Below are 23,281 nucleotides of genomic sequence, written 5' to 3'. Positions count from 1 at the left end.
CCACTCAATGAACCAGGGAAGTTTGCGCACTGAGCGGCAAGGCCACCCAGGCTTCGAAGGCGTCGGCACTCAAGGGCCGGCTGATCAGGTACCCCTGGGCCGTGTCGCACTGCCAGCGCTCCAGCAGGCGCAGGCTGTGGGCGTATTCGACGCCTTCGGCGACGACCTTGAGGCCCAGGTTGTGGCTCATCTCGATGGTGGAGCGCACGATTACCGCGTCTTCACTGGTTTCATCGAGGTTGCGCACAAAGGACTGGTCGATCTTCAATTCTTGCACCGGCAGGCGCTTGAGGTGCGCCAGTGACGAATAGCCGGTGCCGAAATCGTCCACTGACAGGCCGATACCGCAGTCGCGCAGCAGGTTGAGCACCTTGAGGGCTTTTTCCGGCTCGCGCATCACCGCGCTTTCGGTGATTTCGAACAACAGTTGTTCCGCCGGCAGACCATAACGACGCAGCAATGCCGAGACCCGATGGGCCAGCTCATCGCCAAGCAGATCGTCCGCCGAGATGTTCAGCGACAGTTGCAGCGACAGGCCACGGCGGTTCCATTCGCACAACTGGCGAATGCCCTCCTCGATCACCCATTGAGTCAGCAACTGGATACTGCCCGAGCGTTCGGCCAGCGGGATGAATTCCCCCGGCGAGACCATGCCGAACTGCGGATGCTGCCAGCGCAACAGCGCTTCGGCCTGGCGCACATGGCCCTGGCGGATATCCAGCTTGGGCTGGTAGTGCAGCAACAGTTGGCCCTGGTTGGCCGCGTGGCGCAGGTCACGGATCAGGGTGATCTGGCGGCGGTGCGCCAGGTCGCGGCCTTGCTCGTAGATTTGCAGGCGGCCGGGCATTTGCGCGGCGTCCTTCATGGCGATGGCCGCGCGCTCCAGCAAGGTGTGCGGGCTTTCGCCGTCGGCCGGGTACGCCGCGATGCCCAGGCGACAATCCAGCGCCAGGTCATGGCCGTTGATCCGCTGGGGACGCAGCAACAGCTGTTGCAGCTTGTCGGCCATGCCCACCGCTTCGTCGCTGCCCGCGCCTTCGAGCAGCAGCAGGAATTCATCGGCGATCAGGTGCGCCAGGGTATCGCCAGGGCGCAACGCCGCTTGCAGGCGTTGGCTCACGGTCATCAGCAGTTGGTCTACCGCTTCGGGGCCGGCGGTTTCGCTGGCGACGCGCAGGTTGTCGATGCCCAGGTAGATCAAGGCCACCGGGCGCTGCAGGGCAATCGAACTGCCCAGGCGTTCCATGGCCAGCGCACGGTTCGGCAGGCCGGTGAGGCGATCATGCAAGGCATTGTGCGCCAGCTGTTGTTCGCGCTCGGCAATGCCGCTTTGCATCGCATTGACCGCCAGAGCCAGGCGCCCCAGTTCATCACTGCGCGCCAGCAGCACCGGGGTCTGATAGTCGCCGCTGCCGATGCGCTCGGCCGCCTGCGCCAGGGCCCGCACTGGCCGCGACACCGTGCGTGCCAGCAGCAACGCACCGATCAACGAAGCGATCAGCGCGACCAGGGCGATCCCGAGGATCTTTTCATCCAGCGGCACAAAGGCCTGCATCGCCGCATCCAGCGGGCTTTGCAGCAGGGCCAGGACTTTGCCGTTTTCATCACTGGCCAACACCAGCGATTGGCTGAGGAAGCTGTGTTCAAGGTGATCAGTGGTGGACACGCCACGGCGGGTCGAGTCGCCCTGCATCAGCGCACTAATGCTTTGGCGCAGTGCCTGTGGCTGGGTGCTGACCAGCTCGCCGGGGCGGTCATGGTCAATTGCCAGGAACGAGACTTCCAGGTTGCTCAACGAGCGCAACTCATCGGCAAACGCCGCGTCCATGCTGAACCCCATCACCACCCGCGCTATCGGCAGCGGCGCCAGCACTGAGGCTTCCACCAACAGATGTGGCTCGCCCTGCAACGGCACCATCAGCATCGCCTGGCGATTGCGCCGGGCTTCGCGCAGGGCCTGGTCGTAGCGAAAGGTCGAGCCTTCGGGGACTTCCGCCAGGGTGCTGGCCAGGACTTTGCCGTCCATGCCCAGCAGGATCATGTCGCTGGCGTTGATGCGCTTGCCGTGGTTGAGCAGCACCGAGCGCAGGGTTGCCGAATCGCCACTGGCCACCGCATCGCGAAAACCGAAGTCGGCCGCCAGCAACTGCACACCATCGGCCAGGCGCCGACCGCGCGTGTCGAGCAAGCGCTCGAACACTCGCGTGCCCACCTCCAACTGGGCCAGGGCCTGGCCGTGGACCGCCGAGCGGGTCGCGGCCTTGACGCTGAAATACAGCGCGCCGATCACCACCAGTGACAGCACGATCAGCACGCAGGCGACCCGCGCCTGAAAACTATTGCGCAGTTTCACGGGAGGCTCGATTGAAGGCATCGCCAAAGGCGCTGGGCGGCGGCGGCAAATCCGCCGGTGCGGGTTCCAGACTCAACGTCACACGGTGGCTCAGGCCGGCAGCAGGAATGTGCAAGGTGCCGCCATCCAGCGGTTGCATATCGGCCAGTTGCGGGTGCCACAAGGTGAGGTGGTAGTCACCGGCCGGCAGCTGTTCCAGGCGCACCCGGCCCTGGCCATCGCTGACGCCGAAGCGCGGGTCGTCGGTGACGTAGATATAGCCGAGCATCCAGTCATGGATATTGCAGCCGAGCACCACCACGCCGGGCTTGTCGAACAGCAGCGGGTCAGTGGGCGTACCTTCGTAAAGTCGCAGTTCGAAGCGCTTGGCGGCGGAGAACGAATACACCTGATGACGAATATTGTCGCTGTTGGGGAAGCGCACCTGCGTACCGGTATGCACCGCCAGCACATGGGGCGCGAAGCGCTGACCGCGCTGGTCCATATCCGCCTTGAGCACGCCTTGCGGCGCCTGCGCCGGGCCGCGCAAGGTGACCACTGCATCGGCAACCGGTTGACCGTCGACCTGCTGGGCCAACACCTCAAGCGTCGCCGCTGATGCGGGGCCGCCCACAGCCAGCAACAGTGCCGTACGAAGTAATGAGTGAAAAATCCAAGCCATGGTCGATCCGCAGGAAATGAGCTGAAAGAGCAGCCTGCCTTGGCACAGAAACATTGAAGTGCATGCATGATGACGCAAACAAGGCCAATTGCCATCATCGGTTTTACATCAATACATAACCGCCTGTCGGCAAAAAACTATGCATTCGGTCAAGCCTTGTAGAGGTTATCGACGCCGTCTTAAAAATCTGTAGTCGACGAGAAAGGCTTTTCTAGATAGGGACCCGCTCGCGCCGCATCCACATCTCGAACGCCATCGCGTTCAGCGGACGGCTGATCAGGTAGCCCTGGGCAGTGTCGCAATTCCACTGCTTGAGCAGCTTGAGGCTGGGGGCGAATTCCACGCCCTCGGCCACCACTTTGAGCCCGAGGTTGTGGCTCATCTCAATAGTGGAGCGCACGATGACGCCATCGCCGCTGGTGCCGTTGAGGTTGCGTATGAACGACTGGTCGATCTTCAGCTCCTGCACCGGCAAACGCTGCAGTTGCGCGAGGGACGAGTAGCCGGTGCCAAAGTCATCCACCGACAGGCTGATACCGCAACCGCGCAGTTGCTCCAGCACGCTGAGGGCCTGTTGCGGGTTGTGCATGATCGCGCTTTCGGTGATTTCGAAGATCAGTTGCTCGGCGTCCACCTGGTACTGCATCAACAGCGCGGTGACGCGAATCGCCAGGTCATCATCGGCCAGGTCGTCCACCGAGATATTCACCGACAGCTGGATCAGCAGGCCACGCTGCGCCCATTCGGCGATCTGGCGCACCGCTTCTTCGATTACCCACAGCGTCAGGCTGCTCATGCTGCCAGTGCGTTCGGCCAGGGGGATGAACTCGGCGGGAGACACCTGGCCCAGGGTCGGGTGCTGCCAGCGCAACAAGGCTTCGGCCTGGCGTACATGGCCGTGCTTGAGGTCGAGTTTGGGCTGGTAGCACAGGAACAACTCGCCCTCGATGGCCGCACGCCGCAGGTCGCGGATCAGGGTGATTTGGCGTTGATGGGCCAGGTCGCGGTCCTGCTGGTAGATCTGCAAATGCCCCGGCAGGCTCGCGGCGTCATGCCGGGCGATGGCGGCGCGGCTGATCAACTCTTCCACTTGCTGGCCGTCGGCGGGGTAAGCGGCGATACCAATGCTCACTTCGTGGCGCAGTTCGTCATTGCCGATGCGCTGCGGCTCGGTGAGCAACGCATAGAGGCGGTCGGCACGGGCCACGGCGCGGTCGACCTCGGTGTTTTCCAGCAACAGCAGGAATTCACTGCCGGCGATGCGTGCTGCGGTGTCACTGGCTAACAGGCTCATGGCCAGGCAGCGGCTGGCTTCGCGCAGCATTTCCTCGACGCCTTCGGGGCCGAAACCTTCGTTGATCAGCCGATAATTTTCGATCCCCACGTACAGCAACACCACCGGCCGGCCTGCACTGATTGCACTGCCCAGGCGTTCCATCGCCAGGGCGCGATTGGGCAGGCCGGTGAGCGGATCATGCAACGCGTTATGCGCCAGTTGCCGCTCACGCACAGCGATGCCACTTTGCATGGCGTTGAACGCACGGGCCAACAGGCCGAACTCATCATGACTGCGCACGCGCACCGGCGTGCGGTAATCACCCGCGCCAATGCGTTCGGCCGCCTGCACCAGCGCATTGAGCGGACGCGACACCCGCCGCGCCAAAAACAACGCGCCGGCCAATGACACCACCAGCATCGCCAGGGCTATCCCGAGGAACTGCCGGTCCAGCGGCGCGAAAGATTCCAGGGCGTGATCCAGCGGGCTTTGCAACAGCACCCGCACTTCATCACCGTCGCCCGTATTGGCGAGTGGCAACACCTGGCTGAGCACGCGCTGGCCGTAGAACAAATGGATCTGCGGTTCGGGGTCGACGTGCCCTTCGCGCAACAGGCTGAGGGTGCCGGCCTGGTAGGCGTCCGGCTGCGTGCTGAACAACGGGCCGGGCTGGCCGTCCTGCACGCTGAGGAACGACACCTCCAGGTTGCTCATGGAGCGCAGTTCATTGGCGAACAGCTTGTCCATGGGGAACCCCATGACGATGCGTGCGATGGGCAGCTCGTCGATCACTTCATCCTGCACCAACAAGTACGGCCGCCCATCCATGGCCACGATCAACATCTGCAGCCCCGTGCGCCGCGCGTGACGCAGGGCATCGTCGTAGGGAAAAAACTGGCCACGGGTGAAGATCGGCAAGGTGCTGACCATGACCTTGCCATCCAGGCCCAGCACAAACACCTCGCTGGAGCGGATACCCGTGCCGTGACGGCGCAGCGCAGCCAAAATCGGCACGGTCTTGCCGTCGGCCACGGCTTGCTTGAACGGCAGGTCGACGGTCAGCCAGTCCAGGCCGTATTGCAGGCGACGCCCGCGCAGATCGAGCAGGCGTTCGAACACCTGGCTGCCGGTTTTCAGCTGGACTTGCGCCTGGTTTTCCACGGCACGGGCGGTGGCGGTCTTCACAAAGAAATAGGTGGCGGCTACCACCACCAGCAGCAACAGCGCGAGCACCCCGGCGATGCGGGTTTGGAACGTGTGGCGCCACCTCATTGCAGTGCCCTCTGGCAGCGTTCGCCGCTCTCTGCCATTACGTCCCTTTGTCATGTGCATTCCCTGCGACTGCTGACCTGGCGTCAAAAAAATATCCATTTGGATTGAATATTCGGTTTGAGGAGATTAGCTGGGAGTGGGGTTATGTGCATCCAGTAAAACAGGGGGATTTAGTGGCGGTTTTTTGGCGACAATGGGTTGGCTGGGGGGGGGTGGGTTGGGTTGGGTTGAGTACATATCCGTTATTTAGGTAACGGCTACTTAGGGTTCCGCTCTTACAGCGGCTCACTTTTGAAAAGCGCAAAAGTAAGCAAAACGCTCTTGCCCCAACACTCGGCACCTCGCCTAGGCTCGGTGTGCCCGTAATTCGACAGTGATTTGGGGGGCCGCCGCCACGCGCCATCCATGGCGCGGGGCGGCTAAACCGGCATCCCTGCCGGTTTACCCCCCAAATCCCTGCCGAATTCCGGCCAGCGTGTTTGACGGGGCGCCTAACATCAAAATCAAAAGCAGATCAAAAGCCAGAGCCAGAGCCAGAGCCAGAGCCAGAGCCAGAGCCAGAGCCAGAGCAAACCACCCTTCAACTGATACATGAAGATCAAACTGTGGGAGGGGGCTTGCCCCCGATGGCGGTGTGTCAGCCAACTCATCAGTGACTGACCCACTGCCATCGGGGGCAAGCCCCCTCCCACACTTTGACCGAGTACCGGCCATACAATCCGGTCGGCTCTAAGGCCGCCGCGCTCTTGCTTTTGATCTGGGATCGCCCCGTCAAACACGCTGGCCGAACGCAGGCTTGAATCCGTGGCCCACGGATTCAAGCCGGAGTGAGGGCACACCGAGCCTAGGCGAGGTGCCGAGTGTTGGGGCAAGAGCGTTTTTGGTTACTTTTTGCGCTCTTCAAAAAGTGACCCGCTGTAAGAGCGGAACCAATAGTAGCCGTTACCGCAGCAATGGATATGTACCCGGTCACCCACCCCGAGCCCGCATAAAATCCCCCCACCGCCGCACCAGATAATTATGCTCATCCATCACCGAGTTCCACACCGCAATATGCCCCATGCGCTGCTCATAAGACCCCCCATCCCGCACTTCCCCCACATCGATCAGCGGCAACCCATCACTGCCCAGCAACTCCTCCCGCGCCGGCAGCCCCGCATACCAGTAATCCCACTCCGCACTGCTCAAATGATCACGACTACGCGCCGGGTTACCGATGTAGTACCCCTGCCGCGCCATCACCGCCCCAGGCCAACCGGACAACCACCAGTTCAAATACGCATACGCCGCGTCCAGCACCGCCCCCTTGGCATGCCGCGACAACGACAACCCACCAAACCACGCGCGATACCCTTCGCGCGGCACGGCAAGGCGGTATTTCACCCCGGCGCGATGCAGGCGCATCAAGGTCGGCGACCACAGGCTCTGGATATCGATACTCGGGCTGAGCATCAACTGCGCAGCCTCTTCATCATCGGACCAGAACGCCGCGAAGTGCCCTTCTTTCTGTTTGCGCACGAGGATGTCCGCGAGCACGTCGATCTCTTCGATGCTCATATTGCCGATGTCCCTGAAGCTGGCCAGCCCCGCGCCCTGCACCGCCAGCGCGGCATCCAAGGCGCCGATGGCGGCGTCGCTTTGCAGCGCGGTGCGTGCGCGCCAAGCCGGGTCCAGCAGCCAGCCCCAGCTCTCGTTACCGTGGCAAAAACCGTCGGGCAAGCGCTCGGGGCGGTAGGCGAAACTGTCGGCGTTGTGGGTCAACGGCAGCATGCTGATGCGCTCGGTGACGGTGCTGCCGAGGCTACCGTCGTGCTGCACGAACAGCCGCTCACTGGGCACGCTGCCACTGCCCAGGCGGTCGTCGGCCGACAGGCGCCCGCGCTTGGGCAGGTCGTTGATCTCATGCCACAAGGCGATGCGCCGCGTATCGATGGGTTGGATCGCCTGGGCCGGCCACACAAAGTCGACATTGTGGAACCACTGGTCGTACAGGTCGTAGCTGTCGGGTTGCATCACCGCGATACGCTGCGCCTGCTCGACGTCGTGCACTTGGTACACCAGGCGAATGCCAAGCTCCTGTTCGGCGCGCACGCGCAGGCATTCAAGCAGGGTGACGGAGGTGCCAAGGACGCGCAGTGTGATCATACGGCGAACCGCCGCGAGAACACGTCGAAGGAGCGCCGCAGCAGCGCAGGGTCGAGGCCACGCAGGATAAACACCAGGCGCGATTGGCGATCACTGCCCGGCCACGCCGGCAAATGCACCGGCGCGTGCAGGCAGTGCTGCACGCCATGAATGACGATGGGAGCGTTACTGGCGTTCACGTTAAGCAGCCCTTTGACCCGTAGGATTCGTTCGCCGTGGCATCTTAACAGCATCGACAACCACACCCCGAAACCCACCCAATCCAGCGGCTGGTCGAAGGTCAGGCTGCACACTTGCGCGGCGCCGTGGGTGGCGGTGGTGGTGCGATGCAACTGCCAACGGCTGACTTCAATCGCAGGCTCGGCGCTGCGCAGGCCTTCGCCGAGCAGAAACTGGTCGCCGCTGTGAATGTCCTGGGTATTGAAGATCGGCGTGCCGGCATTGAGTGCCTGCAAGTGGCTACGCAAGACCATGCAGTCACCGGCCAGATCGGTCTTGCTCAACAGCAGGCGATCCGCCGCCGCCACCTGCGCCAGCCATTCCGGGTGCAGGCGTTCTTGCAGGGCGGCGTGGCTGGCGTCGACCAGGGTGATCACCAGGCCGATATGGAAACGCCCGCGCAGTTGCACATCGTTGTTCAAGGTCGCGAGGATCGGCGCCGGGTCGGCCAGGCCGGTGGTCTCCAGGATCACCCGCTTGAACGCCGGGATTTCACCGCGCTCGCGGCGCTGCAGCAGGCCAAGCAGCGCGTCTTTCAACTCGCCCCGGATCGAGCAACACACACAGCCGCTGGGCAGCAGCACAGTGTCCGGCGCCACCTCCTCCACCAGCAGGTGGTCGATGCCGACATCCCCGAATTCGTTGATCAGCAACGCGGTGTCGCCCAGGCTTTCGCCTTGCAGCAAGCGCTTGAGCAAGGTGGTCTTGCCGCTGCCGAGAAAGCCGGTAATGACGTTGAGAGCGATGCTCATACGCAGGCCTCCAGATGATCGAGCAAGCGTGGATCGAGGGGGTCCAACGGGCGGCCAAGCATGGTCTCGGCGACTTGCCAGAGTTGATCCAGGCCGCTGGCCAGTTCCTGTTTCCCGGTAGCGCCCAACAGCAGATAGGACGCGCCCTGGAAGTCCTCGACCTTGAGCCGGAACACCGCCAGCACCTGGTTGATCGCCGCAATCCGACGCAGGCGTTCGCGACGCCGGGGCAGTTCATCACCCAGGGGATCGCTCCAGTGCAGGTCTTCGCCAAGCAATCCACAGAGTCCACACATGGCTACACCTCACTCATGGCATGACATCGCCGGAGTTCGGGCCCAGGGTCTGGCCGACGAACAGGTTGCCGCCCGGCTCGCTGGCCAGCAGCACCGCGACCGGCGCCACTTCATCCGCCAGGCCGAAACGGCCCAGGGGCAGTTCCCTGGCCTTGGCGCGTTTCCAGTCGTCGCTGATGCCGCCCACCAACGGCGTCTCGATCGGGCCGGGGGCGATGGCGTTGACCAGCACATTGTCCTTGGCCACTTCCAGGGCCAGGGACTTGGTAAAACCGATTACCCCGGCCTTGGCCGCTGCGTAATGGGTCAGCTCGGCGCCGCCCTTGATGCCCAGTTGCGAAGCCACATTGATGATCCGCCCCCAGCGCTGCGCAAGCATGTGCGGCAACGCACGCTGGCTGGCGACGAACACACTGGTAAGGTCGACGCGCAGCATGTCGTTCCACATTTCAAGGGTCAGGTCCACGCAACGGGCCTGGGTGAGCATGCCGGCGTTGTTGACCAGGATGTCGATGCCGCCAAAGTGCTCGACGCAGCGGTCGACACTGGCCTGGGCGCCTTCGACAGTGCCCACGTCGGCCAGGCATTCGAACACCTCGGCGCCGAGGTTGCGGCAGGTGATCGCGGTTTCCGCGAGGCTGGCCGGGTTGCGGTCAGCCAGCACCAGGCGTGCGCCTTCCGCGGCGTAGGCCCGGGCGATGGCGGCACCGATGCCGCTGCCGGCGCCGGTGATCACGGCGCGGCGGTTAAGAAGTTGAGGCATACACACATCTCCTACAGAAAACGCAGTTCCAATGTGGGAGGGGGCTTGCCCCCGATTGCAGAGTGTCAGCTACAGATAAGCTGGCTGAGAAACTCTCATCGGGGGCAAGCCCCCTCCCACATTTGGATCGGGTACATCAGTCGGGCCAGCGCACGGTCAGGCCACCGTCGATGACGATGCTTTGCCCGGTCAAATAACTCGACGACTCACTGGTCAAGAACTGCACCAGCGACGCCACTTCATCCGCCCGCCCTACCCGCCCCAGCGGGATCGCCCGCGCGGCTTTCGCCAAGCCTTCCGGCCCCAGCGAGTTCTTCGCATCCAGTGACTGCGGCGTCTCGATCAACCCCGGGATCACCGCATTGCAACGAATCCCCCGCGGCGCCAACTCCACCGCCAGCGACCGGCACAACCCCGGCACACCAGCCTTGGCCGCCGCGTAATGGCTGTGTTCCTGCCAGCCATACACGCCACCGGCAATCGACGAAATCGCCACCAGCGCGCCGCCTTCGGTCATATGGCGGGTGGCCGCACGGAAGGTGCGCATCACCCCCGTGAGGTCGACATTGAGCATCTCGTCCCACAGCGCGTCGGTCATCTCCAGCAACGGTGCGCGGCGCAGCAGGCCGGCGTTGGCCACGGCGTAGTCCAGCCGGCCGAAATGCGCCACCGCCTGTTCGGCCAGGGCGTCCACCGAGGCGGTATTGCCCACGTCCAACGGCAGCATCAGGCATTCGCCGCCGGCTTCTTCCACCAGGCTGACGGTGGCCTGCGGGTCATGGGGGTCGGCCGGGTAATACCCGCCGACCACCGCCACACCCACGCGGGCATAGGCCACCGCGAGGGCTTGGCCGATGCCGCTGGCGGCACCGGTAATCAAGGCAACTTTACGGCTCATCGATCACTCCTTACTGAACGGTTTCCGGACGCACATGCCGTGCGGCGAACATCAGCGCTCCGGAGAGGAAGCACGGCAGTGCGCCAAACCACAGCGCGGCGGTCTGCCAGTCGCTGCCGGCAGACAACACTTGGGTCGCGCCAAAGCCTGCGACTACAGCGCCGATCGGCCCCATGGCATGGATGATCGCGCCACCGGTGGCGCGGATGCTGGTGGGGAAACTCTCGCTGATAAAGAACAGCGCCGCCGAGTACGGCCCGATCAGGAAAAACAGGCCCAGGCTGTACAGCCCGACCACCATCGGCATATTGCTCGGGCCAAACAGCATCCCGGCAAACGACAGCCCGCCGAGCATCCAGCCCAGGCCGATCACATTGCGACGGCCGATCTTGTCGCCCATCCAGCCATGACTGAGGTAACCGCAGTAGCCCACCAGGTTCGACAGTACAAGGATGATCAGCGAGTTCTCGAACGAGATGTGGTGCACGCTGACGATCACCGAGGTGCCGAGCACGCTGAACACCTGGATCGCCGCCCAGTTGAGCAACAGCGCGGCACCGATCACCAGGGTGGCGCGGCGCGCCGGGCCACGAAAGGCGGACTTGAGGCCGGCCTTGCTGTGTTCGTCGTAGTCGACGCCGTAGGTCACGGCGACGTTCTGCGCTTCTTTCACCGCACCGCTTTTACGCAGTTCGCTGATGCGCTGGTGGATCTGGAACTGCGGGCTCTCCTTGAGCTTGCGCGCCATGATCGCGATGACGATGGCCGGGATCGCGGCGAAGATGAAGCAGCCCTGCCAGCCGATGATCGGCAGCAACAGCGCGGTCAACCCGGCGGCGATCAACGCTCCGACCGGCCAGCCGCCTTGCACCAGGCTGTAGATAAAGCCACGGCGTTTGGTCAGGCGCGGGTCTTCCGAAGCGCCGTACAGCTCGCTCAGGTAGGTGGCGTTGACGGTCTCCTCGGCATAGCCCAGGCCGCCCAACGAACGGATCAAAATCAGCGGCGACTTGCCCCACGCACCACCGATTGCGGTCAGCGCCGAACACAGCGCGGAACCCGCCACGGTGAAGATAATGCCTTTGCGCCGGCCCAACTTGTCGACCACCGGCCCAATGGCAAACGCCACCACCGCCGTGCCCACCGCGACCCAGGTCGCGATTTCCGCTTGCTCCACTTCACCCCAGCCGAAGTGCCGGCCAATCTCCGGCAGCAAGGTGCCGAACAGGATGAAGTCATACACCGCAAACACCCAGGCGAAAAACGCGATCCAGGTGGCGAAGCGCACTTCCTGGGACGTCAGTTGCCGGGGTTTCCAGCCAGTCAGGTCAAGCTTGTTGTAGATGGACATGGGTCGCGCCTCAGGGGTGGTTGCAAAGGTTCAGGTACGCGGTTGGCGGCGGATGAAGTCGTCGGCGATTTCGTCGAAGGTAACGAAGCGCACGCCGGCATGGCTCTGGATGTGTTCGATCAGGCGCTCCAGCATCAGCAGCACTTGCGGGCGACCGGACACGTCCGGGTGGATGGTCATGGTGAACACCGCATGTTCGTGTTCGCGGTAGACCCAATCGAACTGGTCGCGCCACATTTCTTCGAGGTGGCGCGGGTTGACGAAGCCGTGGCTGTTGGGGGCTTTCTTGATGAACATCATCGGCGGCAGGTCGTCGAGGTACCAGTTGGCCGGGATCTCCACCAGGTCGGTTTCTTCGCCGCGCACCAGGGGTTTCATCCAGGTGTCGGGGTGCTGGCGGTAGTCGATCTTGGTCCAGCTGTCGCCCTTGCGCACGTAGTAGGGGTGGAAGTCGTTGTGCATCAGGCTGTGGTCGTACTTGATGCCTTTTTTCAGCAGCAGTTCGTTGGTGACCTTGCTGAACTCCCACCACGGTGCGACGTAGCCGGTGGGGCGCTTGCCGGTGACCTGGGTGATCAGTTCGATGGATTTATCCAGGACGATTTCTTCCTGCTCGGCCGTCATCGCGATGGGGTTTTCGTGGCTGTAGCCGTGCACCCCGATTTCGTGACCGGCGTCGGCCACGGCCTTCATCTGCTCGGGGAAAGTTTCCATCGAGTGGCCGGGAATGAACCAGGTGGTACGCAGGCCATAGCGCTCGAACAATTTCAGCAGACGCGGCGCGCCGACTTCACCGGCGAACAGGCCGCGGGAGATGTCATCCGGCGAGTCTTCGCCGCCGTAGGAACCGAGCCAGCCGGCGACGGCGTCAACGTCGACGCCAAATGCACAGAGGATGTCTTTAGCCATGGTGTGTCTCCTTAAACATTAAGTACGGTTTCGACGGACAACGCCGCGCGCAACAGGCGCGCGTCTTCTCCGGTCGGAGCGCTGAGCAGCAGCCCGGTGGGCAGGCCCTGGGCATCGCGGCCGCTGGGCAGGGTCACGCCGGGCATGTCGAGCAAGCTGCCGGGCATGGTCAGGCGCAGGGTGGCGAGATTGGTGTTGACGAACAGGTCATCGTCGGCCTCCAGCGCTGCCAGGGCTGGCGCGACATGGGCGACGGTGGGGGTGATCAGGAGGGCGCCGTCGAGGTCGTCGATCAGTTGCTGTTGCAGGCGGCGACGTGCGTCGACCAGGTACAGCAGTTGACTGGCGGGCAGCGCGCGCGCGGCTTCGAGACGGCGACGCACGCGGGGGTCGAGTTGCTCGGCATCGGCGCTGTCGAGCAGCGCTTCATGCAGGGCAAAGGCTTCGAAGGAACCGAGCCAGCCGTGCTGCTTGATCAGGTCCAGGGTGGCCTGGAAGGTCGCGCATTCACGTTCTTCAACCAGTGCGCCCCGGGCCTTGAATTGCTCCACGGCGCGCAGCAGGTTGTTGCGCACGGCGGGTTCAGCGTCCTGCTGCGCCAACACAAAACGCTGGCCCTTGAGGTTGCGGGCAGTGTGGGTCTGGGTACGGCCATGTAGCAGGTCGTCGATGGCCAGCGCATCCCGCACGCTGCGGGTCAGCGGGCCGAGGCTGTCGAGGGTATGGGCCAGGGGGAACACGCCGTCGCGGCTGTAGCGTCGGCTGCTGCTGCGGTAGCCCACCAGCCCATTGAACGCCGACGGGATACGGATGGAACCGGCGGTGTCAGTGCCCATGGCGATGGGCACGATCCCGGCCGCCACCGCCACCGCCGAGCCGGACGACGAGCCGCCAGGAATGCGCGGCTGGTCCGTGCCATGGGGATTATGCGGCGTGCCGAAATGCGGGTTCAGGCCCAGGCCGGAATAGGCCAGTTCGCTGAGGTTGGTCTTGCCGACACTGACCATGCCGGCGCGGCACAACAGGCCAACCGTAGGCGCATCAAGCAACGCGGCAGGCGCGTTGCGGCGATAGGCAGCGCCTGCGGTGGTGACGCTGCCGGCCACGTCGAACAGGTCTTTCCAGGCCAGCGGTACACCATCGAACCCGCTCAATGGCTGGCCGGCGCGCCAACGGGCAGCCGAGGCTTCGGCTTCACGGCGGGCACGCTCGGCGGTCAGGCTGATGAACACGGCCGGGACCTGGCTGGCCTTATCAAGTGCCTGTTCGAGGGCTTGCACCGGGTCGCTGCGACCGCTGGCGAAATCCTCGGCCATGGAAGTGGCGTCTGACATCGGCTTGATCCTCACAAAACGTACATATTAATAAAATGTACATTTTATAAAGGCAGATTCCGTGCCAGTCTGTATTGTGACTTTTGTGCGCGGCGAGGGATATTTGCCCAGAGCAGCGGGATAGATGCTTTTAGATGACAGGAAAAATCTTGCCAGAACACGGAAGAGCGCCCTCAATGAAATAATGTATCTTTTATTAATAAGTACATTTTGGTGCAGAAAAGTAACATCCTCACTTTCAAGGCCCCAAAAAAGTGCCACCAACGTGGCGCAGAGTGACAGGCACGACTTATGAGAGAATCCCCGGCCCCAGACTCTTCAGCCCAGAGAATGCAATGAAAGCAGTGTCCGCCTCGGCCTCCCGTTACGCGATGATTCACAAGGTGATGCGTGATGCGATCGTCAACGGCACTGCGCGCCATGGCCTGGTCTTGCTGGAAGCGCCGCTGGCCGAATTGTTCGGCACCAGTCGCGTGCCGGTGCGCAAGGCCCTGGACCTGTTGCATGAAGAAGGCCTGATCTGTCGCTTCAACGGCCGGGGTTACCTGATCAACCCCGAAGGCCTGGCGATGGAACCGCTGCGCCTGCCCCTGAGCCATGCACACCTGGGGCTCAACGGTGAGGATGAACTGGTGGACACGCGGCCGTTGGGCGAACGCATCGTCGAAGAGATCGGCGCGGCGCTGTCCACCTGTATCGCCTTCGGCCATTACCGCCTCGACGAGCAAGCCGCCGCCGACCACTACGGCGTCAGCCGCGCGGTGGTGCGCGAAGCACTGATGCGCCTGCGCGACCGTGGCCTGGTGGAAAAGGAGCCCTACTCCCAATGGCTGGCGGGGCCTTTGACCGCGCGGGAAGTCACCGAAGACTACGAACTGCGCGCCTGCCTGGAACCCGAAGCGCTGCGCCAGAGCGCGCCCCACCTCGACCGCGAGTTGCTCGAAACCATGCTGCAGCGTGTGCTGGCCGCCCAGGACAGCCCCCACTGCAGCCTGGAGGCCATCGAACAGATCGAGGAAGACTTGCACCAACGCTGCCTCGCCGGCCTGCAGAACCGCAAGATCGCTGCGTTGATCCGCCAGGGCCAGAGCCCGATGATCATCAGCCGGATTTTCTACCGTTTGCTGGGGATCGGCGCTGATCCAGCCATGCTGGCCGAACATCGGTTGATATTGGAGTTGCTGCTGCATGGCGCGTTTGATGCGGCGGCGTTGAACCTGCGCGAGCATTTGCAACGGGCCAGGCAACGTATGTTGCAGCGGTTGAAGGTGCTGTCGGTGTTGCCAGAGCAGCCGTTGCCCGGCTACCTCCACAAAATTAGCTGACGCCACGCGATAAAAATGTGGGAGGGGGCTTGCACCCGATGGCGGTGTGCCAGACATCAATTTTTATCTGACTAACCGCTATCGGGAGCAAGCCCCCTCCCACACTGAGCGAGTCTCTCCAGTTATTTCATGCAATATGTTGCTATCTCGCCGCGACCATTGAAACCACCACTGCCCCGCCCCATCTAAGCACCATACTTCCTTATGCAGGTGCCCCATGAGCGACCAGCAAGATTTCCCTGATTACGACCTCAACGACTACGCCGACCCCGAAAACGCTGAATCCGCCTCGTCCAATACCGGCCTGGCCCTGCCTGGGCAAAACCTGCCGGACAAGGTCTACATCATCCCGATCCACAATCGGCCGTTCTTCCCGGCGCAAGTGCTGCCGGTAATCGTCAATGAAGAACCATGGGCCGAAACCCTGGAGCTGGTAAGCAAGTCCGATCACCACTCCCTGGCCCTGTTCTTCATGGACACGCCGCCGGAAGACCCGCGCCACTTCGACACCTCCAGCCTGCCGCTGTACGGCACCCTGGTGAAGGTGCACCACGCCAGCCGCGAGAACGGCAAGCTGCAGTTCGTCGCCCAGGGCCTGACCCGCGTGCGCATCAAGACCTGGCTCAAGCATCACCGCCCACCGTATCTGGTGGAAGTCGAATACCCGCACCAGCCCAGCGATCCGACCGACGAGGTCAAGGCCTACGGCATGGCGCTGATCAATGCGATCAAGGAGCTGCTGCCGCTCAACCCGCTGTACAGCGAAGAACTGAAGAACTACCTCAACCGCTTCAGCCCCAACGACCCGTCGCCGCTCACCGACTTCGCCGCCGCGCTGACCTCGGCCACCGGTAACGAGCTGCAGGAAGTGCTGGACTGCGTGCCCATGCTCAAGCGCATGGAAAAAGTGCTGCCGATGCTGCGCAAGGAAGTCGAAGTCGCACGCCTGCAAAAAGAGCTCTCCGCCGAGGTGAACCGCAAGATCGGCGAGCACCAGCGCGAGTTCTTCCTCAAGGAACAGCTCAAGGTCATCCAGCAGGAGCTGGGCCTGACCAAGGACGACCGCAGCGCGGACGTCGAACAGTTCGAGCAACGCCTGGAAGGCAAAGTGCTGCCGGCCCAGGCGAAGAAACGTATTGAGGAAGAGCTGAACAAGCTGTCGATCCTCGAGACCGGTTCGCCGGAGTACGCGGTGACGCGCAACTACCTGGACTGGGCCACCTCGGTACCGTGGGGCGTGTACGGCGAGGACAAGCTCGACCTGAAACATGCGCGCAAGGTGCTGGACAAGCACCATGCGGGCCTGGACGACATCAAGAGCCGCATCCTCGAGTTCCTCGCGGTGGGCGCCTATAAAGGCGAAGTCGCCGGCTCCATCGTGCTGCTGGTCGGCCCACCGGGTGTGGGCAAGACCAGCGTGGGCAAATCCATCGCCGAGTCTCTGGGGCGGCCGTTCTATCGCTTCAGCGTCGGCGGCATGCGCGACGAGGCCGAGATCAAGGGCCATCGCCGCACCTACATCGGCGCCTTGCCCGGCAAGCTGGTGCAGGCGCTCAAGGACGTCGAAGTGATGAACCCGGTGATCATGCTCGACGAGATCGACAAGATGGGCCAGAGCTTCCAGGGCGACCCGGCGTCGGCGCTGCTGGAAACCCTCGACCCGGAGCAGAACGTCGAATTCCTCGATCACTACCTGGACCTGCGCCTGGACCTGTCCAAGGTGCTGTTCGTGTGCACCGCCAACACCCTGGATTCCATCCCCGGTCCGTTGCTGGACCGCATGGAAGTGATTCGCCTGTCGGGCTATATCACCGAAGAAAAGGTCGCCATCGCCAAGCGCCACCTGTGGCCGAAACAATTGGAAAAAGCCGGCGTGGCGAAAACCAGCCTGACCATCAGCGACGGCGCCCTGCGCGCACTCATCGACGGATACGCCCGCGAAGCCGGGGTACGCCAGTTGGAGAAACAACTGGGCAAGCTGGTGCGCAAGGCAGTGGTCAAGCTGCTGGATGAGCCGGACTCGGTGATCAAGATCGGCAACAAGGACCTGGAAAGCTCCCTGGGCATGCCGGTGTTCCGCAATGAGCAAGTGCTGTCCGGCACCGGCGTGATCACCGGCCTGGCCTGGACCAGCATGGGCGGCGCGACCTTGCCGATCGAGGCCACGCGCATCCATACGCTCAACCGCGGCTTCAAGCTCACCGGGCAATTGGGTGAAGTGATGAAGGAATCCGCCGAAATCGCCTACAGCTACATCAGTTCGAACCTGAAGTCGTTTGGCGGCGATCCGAAGTTCTTCGATGAAGCCTTCGTGCACTTGCATGTGCCGGAAGGCGCCACGCCCAAAGACGGCCCGAGCGCCGGGGTGACCATGGCCAGTGCGTTGTTGTCGCTGGCGCGTAACCAGCCGCCGAAAAAAGGCGTGGCCATGACCGGCGAACTGACGTTGACCGGGCATGTGCTGCCGATTGGCGGGGTGCGTGAGAAGGTGATCGCGGCGCGGCGCCAGAAGATCCATGAGCTGATCTTGCCGGAGCCGAACCGTGGCAGTTTTGAAGAGTTGCCGGAGTACCTGAAGGAAGGCATGACGGTGCACTTTGCCAAGCGCTTTGCGGATGTGGCGAAGGTGCTCTTCTGACAGTTATGTAGCGTTTGGTAGGACGCCATCGCGGGCAAGCCCACTCCCACATTTGAATGTGTTCACAAATCAAAATGTGGGAGGGGGCTTGCCCGCGATGGGGCCAGAACATTCATCACAAAATCCCCTCTTGTCACACCTTGTCTCATCTTCGGTTATGCTCGCCCTTCGTCGTGAATGAACGGAGCCCCCATGACCGCTGCCCGCCTGCTTCTCCCCTTGAGCCTTGCCCTGCTGGCCGCGTGCGCCAGTGCACCGAAGCAAAACGTCACCGTGGACAACCAGAGCGCCTGCCCGCTTCAGCTTAAAAGCGGACAAAACCTGACCCTCACCCTCCCGAGCAACCCCACTACCGGTTACCGCTGGGCCATCCAGGATTCCGCCGGCGGCGTACTGCGCGCGTTGAGCCCTGAGGTCTACAGTAGCAGCGAGTCGGGCGTGATCGGCGGCGGCGGCCAATCGACCTGGCGCTTCCAGGCCTTCGCCGCCGGCCAGGGCCGTTTGCGCCTGACCTCCCAGCAACCCTGGGAGCCGGAGGCCGAACCTGTCGAAACCTTTGACTGCGCCATTACGGTGAACTGATATGCCTTGGCTGATTCTTGCGTTGATGGGCGCCGGCACGTTCATCTACGGCCTGAGCACCCATGCCACCTTGCTGTGTCTATTGGTCAAGCCGCTGCCGGTACTTGCGCTGCTGGGCTGGCTGCATGATGCACCGCCCACCGACTATCGACGCTGGATCAGCCTTGGGCTGATTTTTTCGCTGGTGGGGGATGTGCTGCTTGCCTGGCCCGGCGACCTGTTTATCTTTGGCCTGGGGGCGTTCCTGTTTGCGCACCTGGCGTATCTCAAGGCCTATTTCAGTGATTGCCGCCGCCTGGCGCTGCTGCCGCTGCTACTGGCGCTGGGGGTGGGCGCGATCCTGCTGAGCATCCTGATTTCCCACGGCCTGGGCGATCTGCTGATTCCGGTGGTGGTGTATGCGCTGGTGATCAGCGCCATGCTCTGGCGCGCATTGGCACGCTTGGGCAGTGAGGTGCCGCAGCGCTCGGCACTGCTGGCGGCGGCAGGCGCGGCGTCGTTTGTGTTTTCCGACACGCTGATCGGGATCAATCGGTTTGTGGTGGCGTTCGAGGCGGCGCCGTACTTGCTGATCACCACGTATTGGCTCGGCCAGTGGGGCATCACCGCCTCGGCTTTCCATCAGACAACCCGCGCATCCGTGCGCCAACTTGGCTAAAATGCCGGCCTTTCCCCAATCGTCGCCGGAACAGCCGTGAGCAAAGAACCCGATCGCCTATTCGCCCAGCCCCTGCCCCAGGTACCGGACTTTGCCTTCAACGAAGACGTGGTGCGGGTGTTCCCGGACATGATCAAGCGCTCGGTGCCCGGTTACCCGACCATCGTCGAGAACCTCGGCGTACTCGCGGCGCAATTTGCCCAACCCAATAGCGTGCTCTATGACCTGGGCTCGTCCCTCGGCGCGGTCACCCAGGCCCTGCGTCGCCATGTGCGCACTGACGGTTGCCGGGTGATCGCGGTGGATAACTCGGTCGCCATGGTCGAGCGCTGCCGTGAATACCTCAATGGCCAGGACTCGATGTTCCAGGAGTTGCTGCCGGTCGAGGTGATCGAGGGCGATATCCTCGCGCTGCAATTTGCCCCGGCCTCGGTGGTGGCGCTGAACTTCACGCTGCAATTCATTGCTCCCGATGAGCGCCTGGCGTTGCTCTCGCGCATCCGCCAGTCGCTGTTGCCGGGTGGTGCGTTGATCCTCTCGGAGAAGCTGCGCTTCAACGATGCCGAAGAACACGCGCTGCTCACCGACCTGCACATCGCGTTCAAACGCGCCAACGGCTACAGCGAACTGGAAATCGCCCAGAAGCGCAGCGCCATCGAAAACGTCATGAAGCCCGACAGCCTCGAAGAACACCGCGAACGCCTGCTGGCAGCCGGGTTTTCGAAAGTCGTGCCGTGGTTCCAGTGTCTTAACTTTGCCTCGTTGATTGCCTTGCCATGATTGATCTTTCCCCCCTCGCCCGCCATCTGGTCGGCACTCCCCTGGCCGTGTGGGCCCAGGGCCTGCAAGCGCAGCTCGACAGCAAGATGGAAAAGGGCCATGGCGACCTGGAGCGTTGGCAGAGTGCGTTGGATGCGCTGCCAAAGATCCAGCCCAGTGACGTGGATTTGCTCAACGGCCTGACACTCGATACCGACTGCGACGATGACACCCGCGCGCAGATGCACACTGCATTGATGGGCCTGAGCCCGTGGCGCAAAGGGCCGTTCAACCTGTTCGGCGTGCATGTGGACACCGAATGGCGCTCGGACTGGAAGTGGTCGCGGGTTGCGCCGCACCTGAACTTGAAGGGCAAACGTATCCTCGACGTAGGCTGCGGCAACGGTTACTACATGTGGCGCATGCTTGGCGCCGGCGCTGACAGCGTGATTGGCGTGGACCCGAACTGGTTGTTCTTCTGCCAGTTCCAGGCGGTACAGCGCTACCTGTCCGAGCCCAGGGCCTGGCACCTGCCGTTCCCGTTCGAAGACCTGCCGGCAAACCTGGAAGGCTTCGACACCGTGTTTTCCATGGGCGTGTTCTACCACCGTCGTTCGCCGATCGAACACCTGCTGGCGCTGAAAGACACCCTGGTCAAAGGTGGCGAACTGGTGCTGGAAACATTGGTGGTCGAAGGCGATCAGCAACAAGTGCTGGTGCCGGAAGATCGCTACGCGCAGATGCGTAACGTGTGGTTCCTGCCCTCAGTGCCGGCGCTGATGCTATGGCTACGCCGTGCAGGCTTCAGTGATGTGCGCTGCGTGGATGTGAGCGTGACCACCGTCGAGGAACAGCGCGGGACGGAGTGGATGAAGTACCAGTCGCTGAGTGACTTCCTCGACCCCGAAGACCACAGCAAGACTATAGAAGGGCTGCCGGCGCCGATGCGGGCGGTGATCATCGCCAGGAAATAACTTCCGGTCTCCTTGAATGAATGGAGATCAGAAATGTGGGAGGGGGCTTGCCCCCGATGGCGGTGTATCAGTCATAAATATGCTTACTGACACACTGCTATCGGGGGCAAGCCCCCTCCCACATTTTGATCTCCAGCGTCGTTTAGAGAGCAGGTTTGGCCCGGCGCGCCCTGAAGAACTCGCTCAAGACCGTCCCGCACTCTTCAGCCAGCACCCCGCCTTCAAACAACACTCGATGATTCAAAAAGCCCTGGGTAAAAAACTGCCCCTGGCTTTGCACGATCCCAGCCTTGGGCTCCAGCGCGCCATACACCACCCGCGCAATCCGTGAATGCACGATCAGGCCCGCGCACATGCTGCACGGCTCCAGGGTCACGTACAGGGTGCTGCCCACCAGGCGGTAATTGCTGATGGCTTGCGCGGCGGCGCGGATCGCGACCATCTCGGCATGGGCACTGGGGTCGTTGCCGCTGATCGGGCAGTTGAAGCCTCGGCCGATGATCTGACCGTCCTGCACCAGCACCGCGCCGACGGGCACTTCACCCAGCGCAGCACCCTGGGCGGCGAGGGCCAGGGCTTCGCGCATGAAGTCCTGGTCGCGGCTGCGGTCGATGATTGCTGTGGGGCGGATCTGGCGCATCACGCCACCTCGATGGCGGCCATCAGGCCGGTTTCCATGTGGTCGATCACGTGGCAGTGGAACATCCAGACACCCGGGTTATCCGCCACCAATGCCACGCGGGCACGCTCGTTCTTGCCCAGCAGGTAGGTGTCGGTGAAATACGGGATCACCTTGTGGCGGTTCGAGGCAATCACCTTGAAGCTCATGCCGTGCAGGTGAATCGGGTGTTGGTACTGGGTCATGTTCTTCAATTCAAAAATGTAGCTCTTGCCCTTTTCCAGCTTGGCAATCGGGCGATCGGCGCAGGTCTTGTCGGTGATGTCCCAGGCCTTGCCGTTGATCTGCCACAGGCTGGGTGGCTTGCCGTTGTCGGTGTCGACCGAGACCGAACCCACCCACTCGAAATTGAAGTTGAGTTTCTCTGCATTGGCCAGGTCCGGCTCGCTGATCGGGTTGGCGGGCAATGCAGGCGGCCATTCGCCGGGCGCATCAATGCTGGCGACCGAACGGAAGGTGCCGAGGCGTACCGGGCCGTTGCGGATCGACAGTTCCTCGCCCGCCGGCGGTGCCTTGATCGCCAGGCAGATGCGCATGCCAGGGCCCAGCCAGTATTCCTTGCCCAGTGGGCGCGGCTCGATGGGGTTGCCGTCCAGCGCGTAGATCTGCGCTTCGACGTCAGGGATGTTGATGCGATAGGTCAGGGTGTTGTCGAGGTTTAGCAACCGCACGCGGGTGATCTGCCCGGCGGGCAAATCGATCACCGCCTGGGACACACCGTTGATAGTCGACAAGCGCCCTGCCGTACCGCCCCGAGCGGCCTCACGCGGGATACTGAACGCGACGAAAGCGCCCTCCTCATCCACATGCCAGCTTTTCAGGCTGAGGGTGCGCTCATGTTTGAATCCGGTAGGTTCGCGCTCTTCGATGATCAACGGGCCGACCAGGCCACGGCCGAGCTCTTCGCTGCTGTTCACGTGGGGGTGGTACCAGTAGCTGCCGGCGTCGGGTACGCGGAATTTGTAATCGAAGTATTCGCCGGGCAGTACCGGCAATTGTGAGACGTAGGGCACGCCGTCCATTTCCAGCGGCAGGCGGATGCCATGCCAGTGAATGGTGGTGGCGACCGGCAGGTGGTTGATAAAGCGTACCCGCAGCCATTCGCCCTGGCGCACCCGCAACTCGGTGCCCGGCGCCGAAGGGCCGAACGCCCAGGCTTCGGTCTTGTGCCCTGGCACCAACTCCACGTCCAGCGGCGCGGCGATCAGTTCGTAATCGTGTCCCGCCTCGGCTTCGGCGACTTTCCCCAGCCAGTAGCGATAGGCGCCACCGGCACCGACGCCCACTACGGCCAGGCCTGCAAGACCACCCAGGATTTGTCGACGGGAAAAGGATCGGGACACAACAACCTCGCGTATCGGCCGCAGGCCCAGGGCCTGCAAAGGGCAGATACGATACACCTGCAACGGCTAAACAGTAAGGCTTCGCATTGCCGCA

General features: G+C 62.9%; 19 protein-coding genes. 6 read left to right on the top strand and 13 right to left on the bottom strand.

Annotation, left to right across the window (positions count from 1 at the left end; translation table 11 throughout):
- Nucleotides 1–4: 4 nt before the first annotated feature.
- The 11 genes from ACZ445_RS05515 to ACZ445_RS05465 all read right to left on the bottom strand — a co-directional run bounded on the left by ACZ445_RS05515 (nucleotide 5) and on the right by ACZ445_RS05465 (nucleotide 14,229).
- A complete protein-coding gene (locus tag ACZ445_RS05515) occupies nucleotides 5–2,353 on the bottom strand; it encodes a putative bifunctional diguanylate cyclase/phosphodiesterase (RefSeq protein WP_058427792.1) in 2,349 nt (782 codons plus the stop codon).
- Nucleotides 2,337–3,014 carry a methylamine utilization protein gene (locus ACZ445_RS05510; RefSeq protein ID WP_058427793.1) on the bottom strand — a complete coding sequence of 226 codons (678 nt, stop codon included), beginning with the start codon at nucleotides 3,012–3,014 and terminating at the stop codon, nucleotides 2,337–2,339. The genes ACZ445_RS05515 and ACZ445_RS05510 overlap by 17 nt, the downstream gene beginning before the upstream one ends.
- Before the next feature lie 211 nt (nucleotides 3,015–3,225).
- Complete coding sequence (locus tag ACZ445_RS05505) at nucleotides 3,226–5,562, bottom strand: putative bifunctional diguanylate cyclase/phosphodiesterase (protein ID WP_464708055.1); 2,337 nt, start codon at nucleotides 5,560–5,562, stop codon at nucleotides 3,226–3,228.
- 969 nt (nucleotides 5,563–6,531) lie between these two features.
- Nucleotides 6,532–7,707 carry an ABC transporter substrate-binding protein gene (locus ACZ445_RS05500; RefSeq protein ID WP_093529038.1) on the bottom strand — a complete coding sequence of 392 codons (1,176 nt, stop codon included), beginning with the start codon at nucleotides 7,705–7,707 and terminating at the stop codon, nucleotides 6,532–6,534.
- The gene (locus tag ACZ445_RS05495; protein ID WP_179030355.1) at nucleotides 7,704–8,678 is read right to left on the bottom strand and encodes a CobW family GTP-binding protein; all 975 of its coding nucleotides are present in this window, start codon (nucleotides 8,676–8,678) and stop codon (nucleotides 7,704–7,706) included. Before ACZ445_RS05495 ends, ACZ445_RS05500 begins: the two co-directional genes overlap by 4 nt.
- Nucleotides 8,675–8,974, bottom strand: coding sequence for a hypothetical protein (locus tag ACZ445_RS05490; RefSeq protein ID WP_058425762.1), 300 nt, complete (start codon nucleotides 8,972–8,974; stop codon nucleotides 8,675–8,677). Before ACZ445_RS05490 ends, ACZ445_RS05495 begins: the two co-directional genes overlap by 4 nt.
- A 13-nt stretch (nucleotides 8,975–8,987) precedes the next feature.
- Nucleotides 8,988–9,737, bottom strand: coding sequence for an SDR family NAD(P)-dependent oxidoreductase (locus ACZ445_RS05485; protein WP_464708054.1), 750 nt, complete (start codon nucleotides 9,735–9,737; stop codon nucleotides 8,988–8,990).
- Nucleotides 9,738–9,873: 136 nt separating this feature from the next.
- On the bottom strand, nucleotides 9,874–10,635 hold the full coding sequence (locus tag ACZ445_RS05480; RefSeq protein ID WP_179028725.1) for an SDR family NAD(P)-dependent oxidoreductase: 762 nt from the start codon (nucleotides 10,633–10,635) through the stop codon (nucleotides 9,874–9,876).
- A gap of 10 nt (nucleotides 10,636–10,645) precedes the next feature.
- Nucleotides 10,646–11,986 (bottom strand): MFS transporter, encoded by a 1,341-nt coding sequence (locus ACZ445_RS05475; protein ID WP_464708053.1) that lies wholly within the window; start codon nucleotides 11,984–11,986, stop codon nucleotides 10,646–10,648.
- A 30-nt stretch (nucleotides 11,987–12,016) separates the two neighbouring features.
- Entirely contained in the window at nucleotides 12,017–12,895 is an 879-nt protein-coding gene (locus ACZ445_RS05470; protein ID WP_058425766.1) for a polysaccharide deacetylase family protein, read from the bottom strand.
- Between the two features lie 11 nt (nucleotides 12,896–12,906).
- Nucleotides 12,907–14,229: an amidase gene (locus tag ACZ445_RS05465; protein ID WP_058425767.1), complete on the bottom strand. Its 1,323-nt coding sequence runs from the start codon at nucleotides 14,227–14,229 to the stop codon at nucleotides 12,907–12,909.
- A 335-nt stretch (nucleotides 14,230–14,564) separates the two neighbouring features.
- On the opposite strand from ACZ445_RS05465, the gene ACZ445_RS05460 reads away from it, so the two are divergent.
- The 6 genes from ACZ445_RS05460 to cmoB all read left to right on the top strand — a co-directional run bounded on the left by ACZ445_RS05460 (nucleotide 14,565) and on the right by cmoB (nucleotide 21,165).
- Nucleotides 14,565–15,554, top strand: coding sequence for a GntR family transcriptional regulator (locus ACZ445_RS05460; RefSeq protein ID WP_058425768.1), 990 nt, complete (start codon nucleotides 14,565–14,567; stop codon nucleotides 15,552–15,554).
- A gap of 217 nt (nucleotides 15,555–15,771) precedes the next feature.
- Nucleotides 15,772–18,192: an endopeptidase La gene (gene lon, locus ACZ445_RS05455; RefSeq protein WP_240164182.1), complete on the top strand. Its 2,421-nt coding sequence runs from the start codon at nucleotides 15,772–15,774 to the stop codon at nucleotides 18,190–18,192.
- A gap of 192 nt (nucleotides 18,193–18,384) precedes the next feature.
- Complete coding sequence (locus ACZ445_RS05450; RefSeq protein ID WP_058425770.1) at nucleotides 18,385–18,774, top strand: protease inhibitor I42 family protein; 390 nt, start codon at nucleotides 18,385–18,387, stop codon at nucleotides 18,772–18,774.
- Nucleotide 18,775: 1 nt separating this feature from the next.
- Nucleotides 18,776–19,432 (top strand): lysoplasmalogenase, encoded by a 657-nt coding sequence (locus ACZ445_RS05445; protein WP_179028726.1) that lies wholly within the window; start codon nucleotides 18,776–18,778, stop codon nucleotides 19,430–19,432.
- A gap of 36 nt (nucleotides 19,433–19,468) precedes the next feature.
- Nucleotides 19,469–20,212 carry a carboxy-S-adenosyl-L-methionine synthase CmoA gene (gene cmoA / locus ACZ445_RS05440; RefSeq protein WP_058425772.1) on the top strand — a complete coding sequence of 248 codons (744 nt, stop codon included), beginning with the start codon at nucleotides 19,469–19,471 and terminating at the stop codon, nucleotides 20,210–20,212.
- The gene (gene cmoB / locus ACZ445_RS05435; RefSeq protein WP_058425773.1) at nucleotides 20,209–21,165 is read left to right on the top strand and encodes a tRNA 5-methoxyuridine(34)/uridine 5-oxyacetic acid(34) synthase CmoB; all 957 of its coding nucleotides are present in this window, start codon (nucleotides 20,209–20,211) and stop codon (nucleotides 21,163–21,165) included. Before cmoA ends, cmoB begins: the two co-directional genes overlap by 4 nt.
- A gap of 142 nt (nucleotides 21,166–21,307) precedes the next feature.
- Here the strand turns inward: cmoB and tadA are convergent, their stop codons facing one another.
- Nucleotides 21,308–21,805, bottom strand: coding sequence for a tRNA adenosine(34) deaminase TadA (gene tadA, locus ACZ445_RS05430; RefSeq protein WP_058425774.1), 498 nt, complete (start codon nucleotides 21,803–21,805; stop codon nucleotides 21,308–21,310).
- Nucleotides 21,805–23,187 (bottom strand): multicopper oxidase family protein, encoded by a 1,383-nt coding sequence (locus tag ACZ445_RS05425; protein ID WP_122304851.1) that lies wholly within the window; start codon nucleotides 23,185–23,187, stop codon nucleotides 21,805–21,807. Before ACZ445_RS05425 ends, tadA begins: the two co-directional genes overlap by 1 nt.
- Nucleotides 23,188–23,281: the final 94 nt, after the last annotated feature.

The organism is Pseudomonas allii (genome assembly GCF_055380095.1).
The sequence above is the reverse complement of the archived record's forward strand: the minus strand, read 5'-3'. Positions and strand labels throughout refer to the sequence as shown.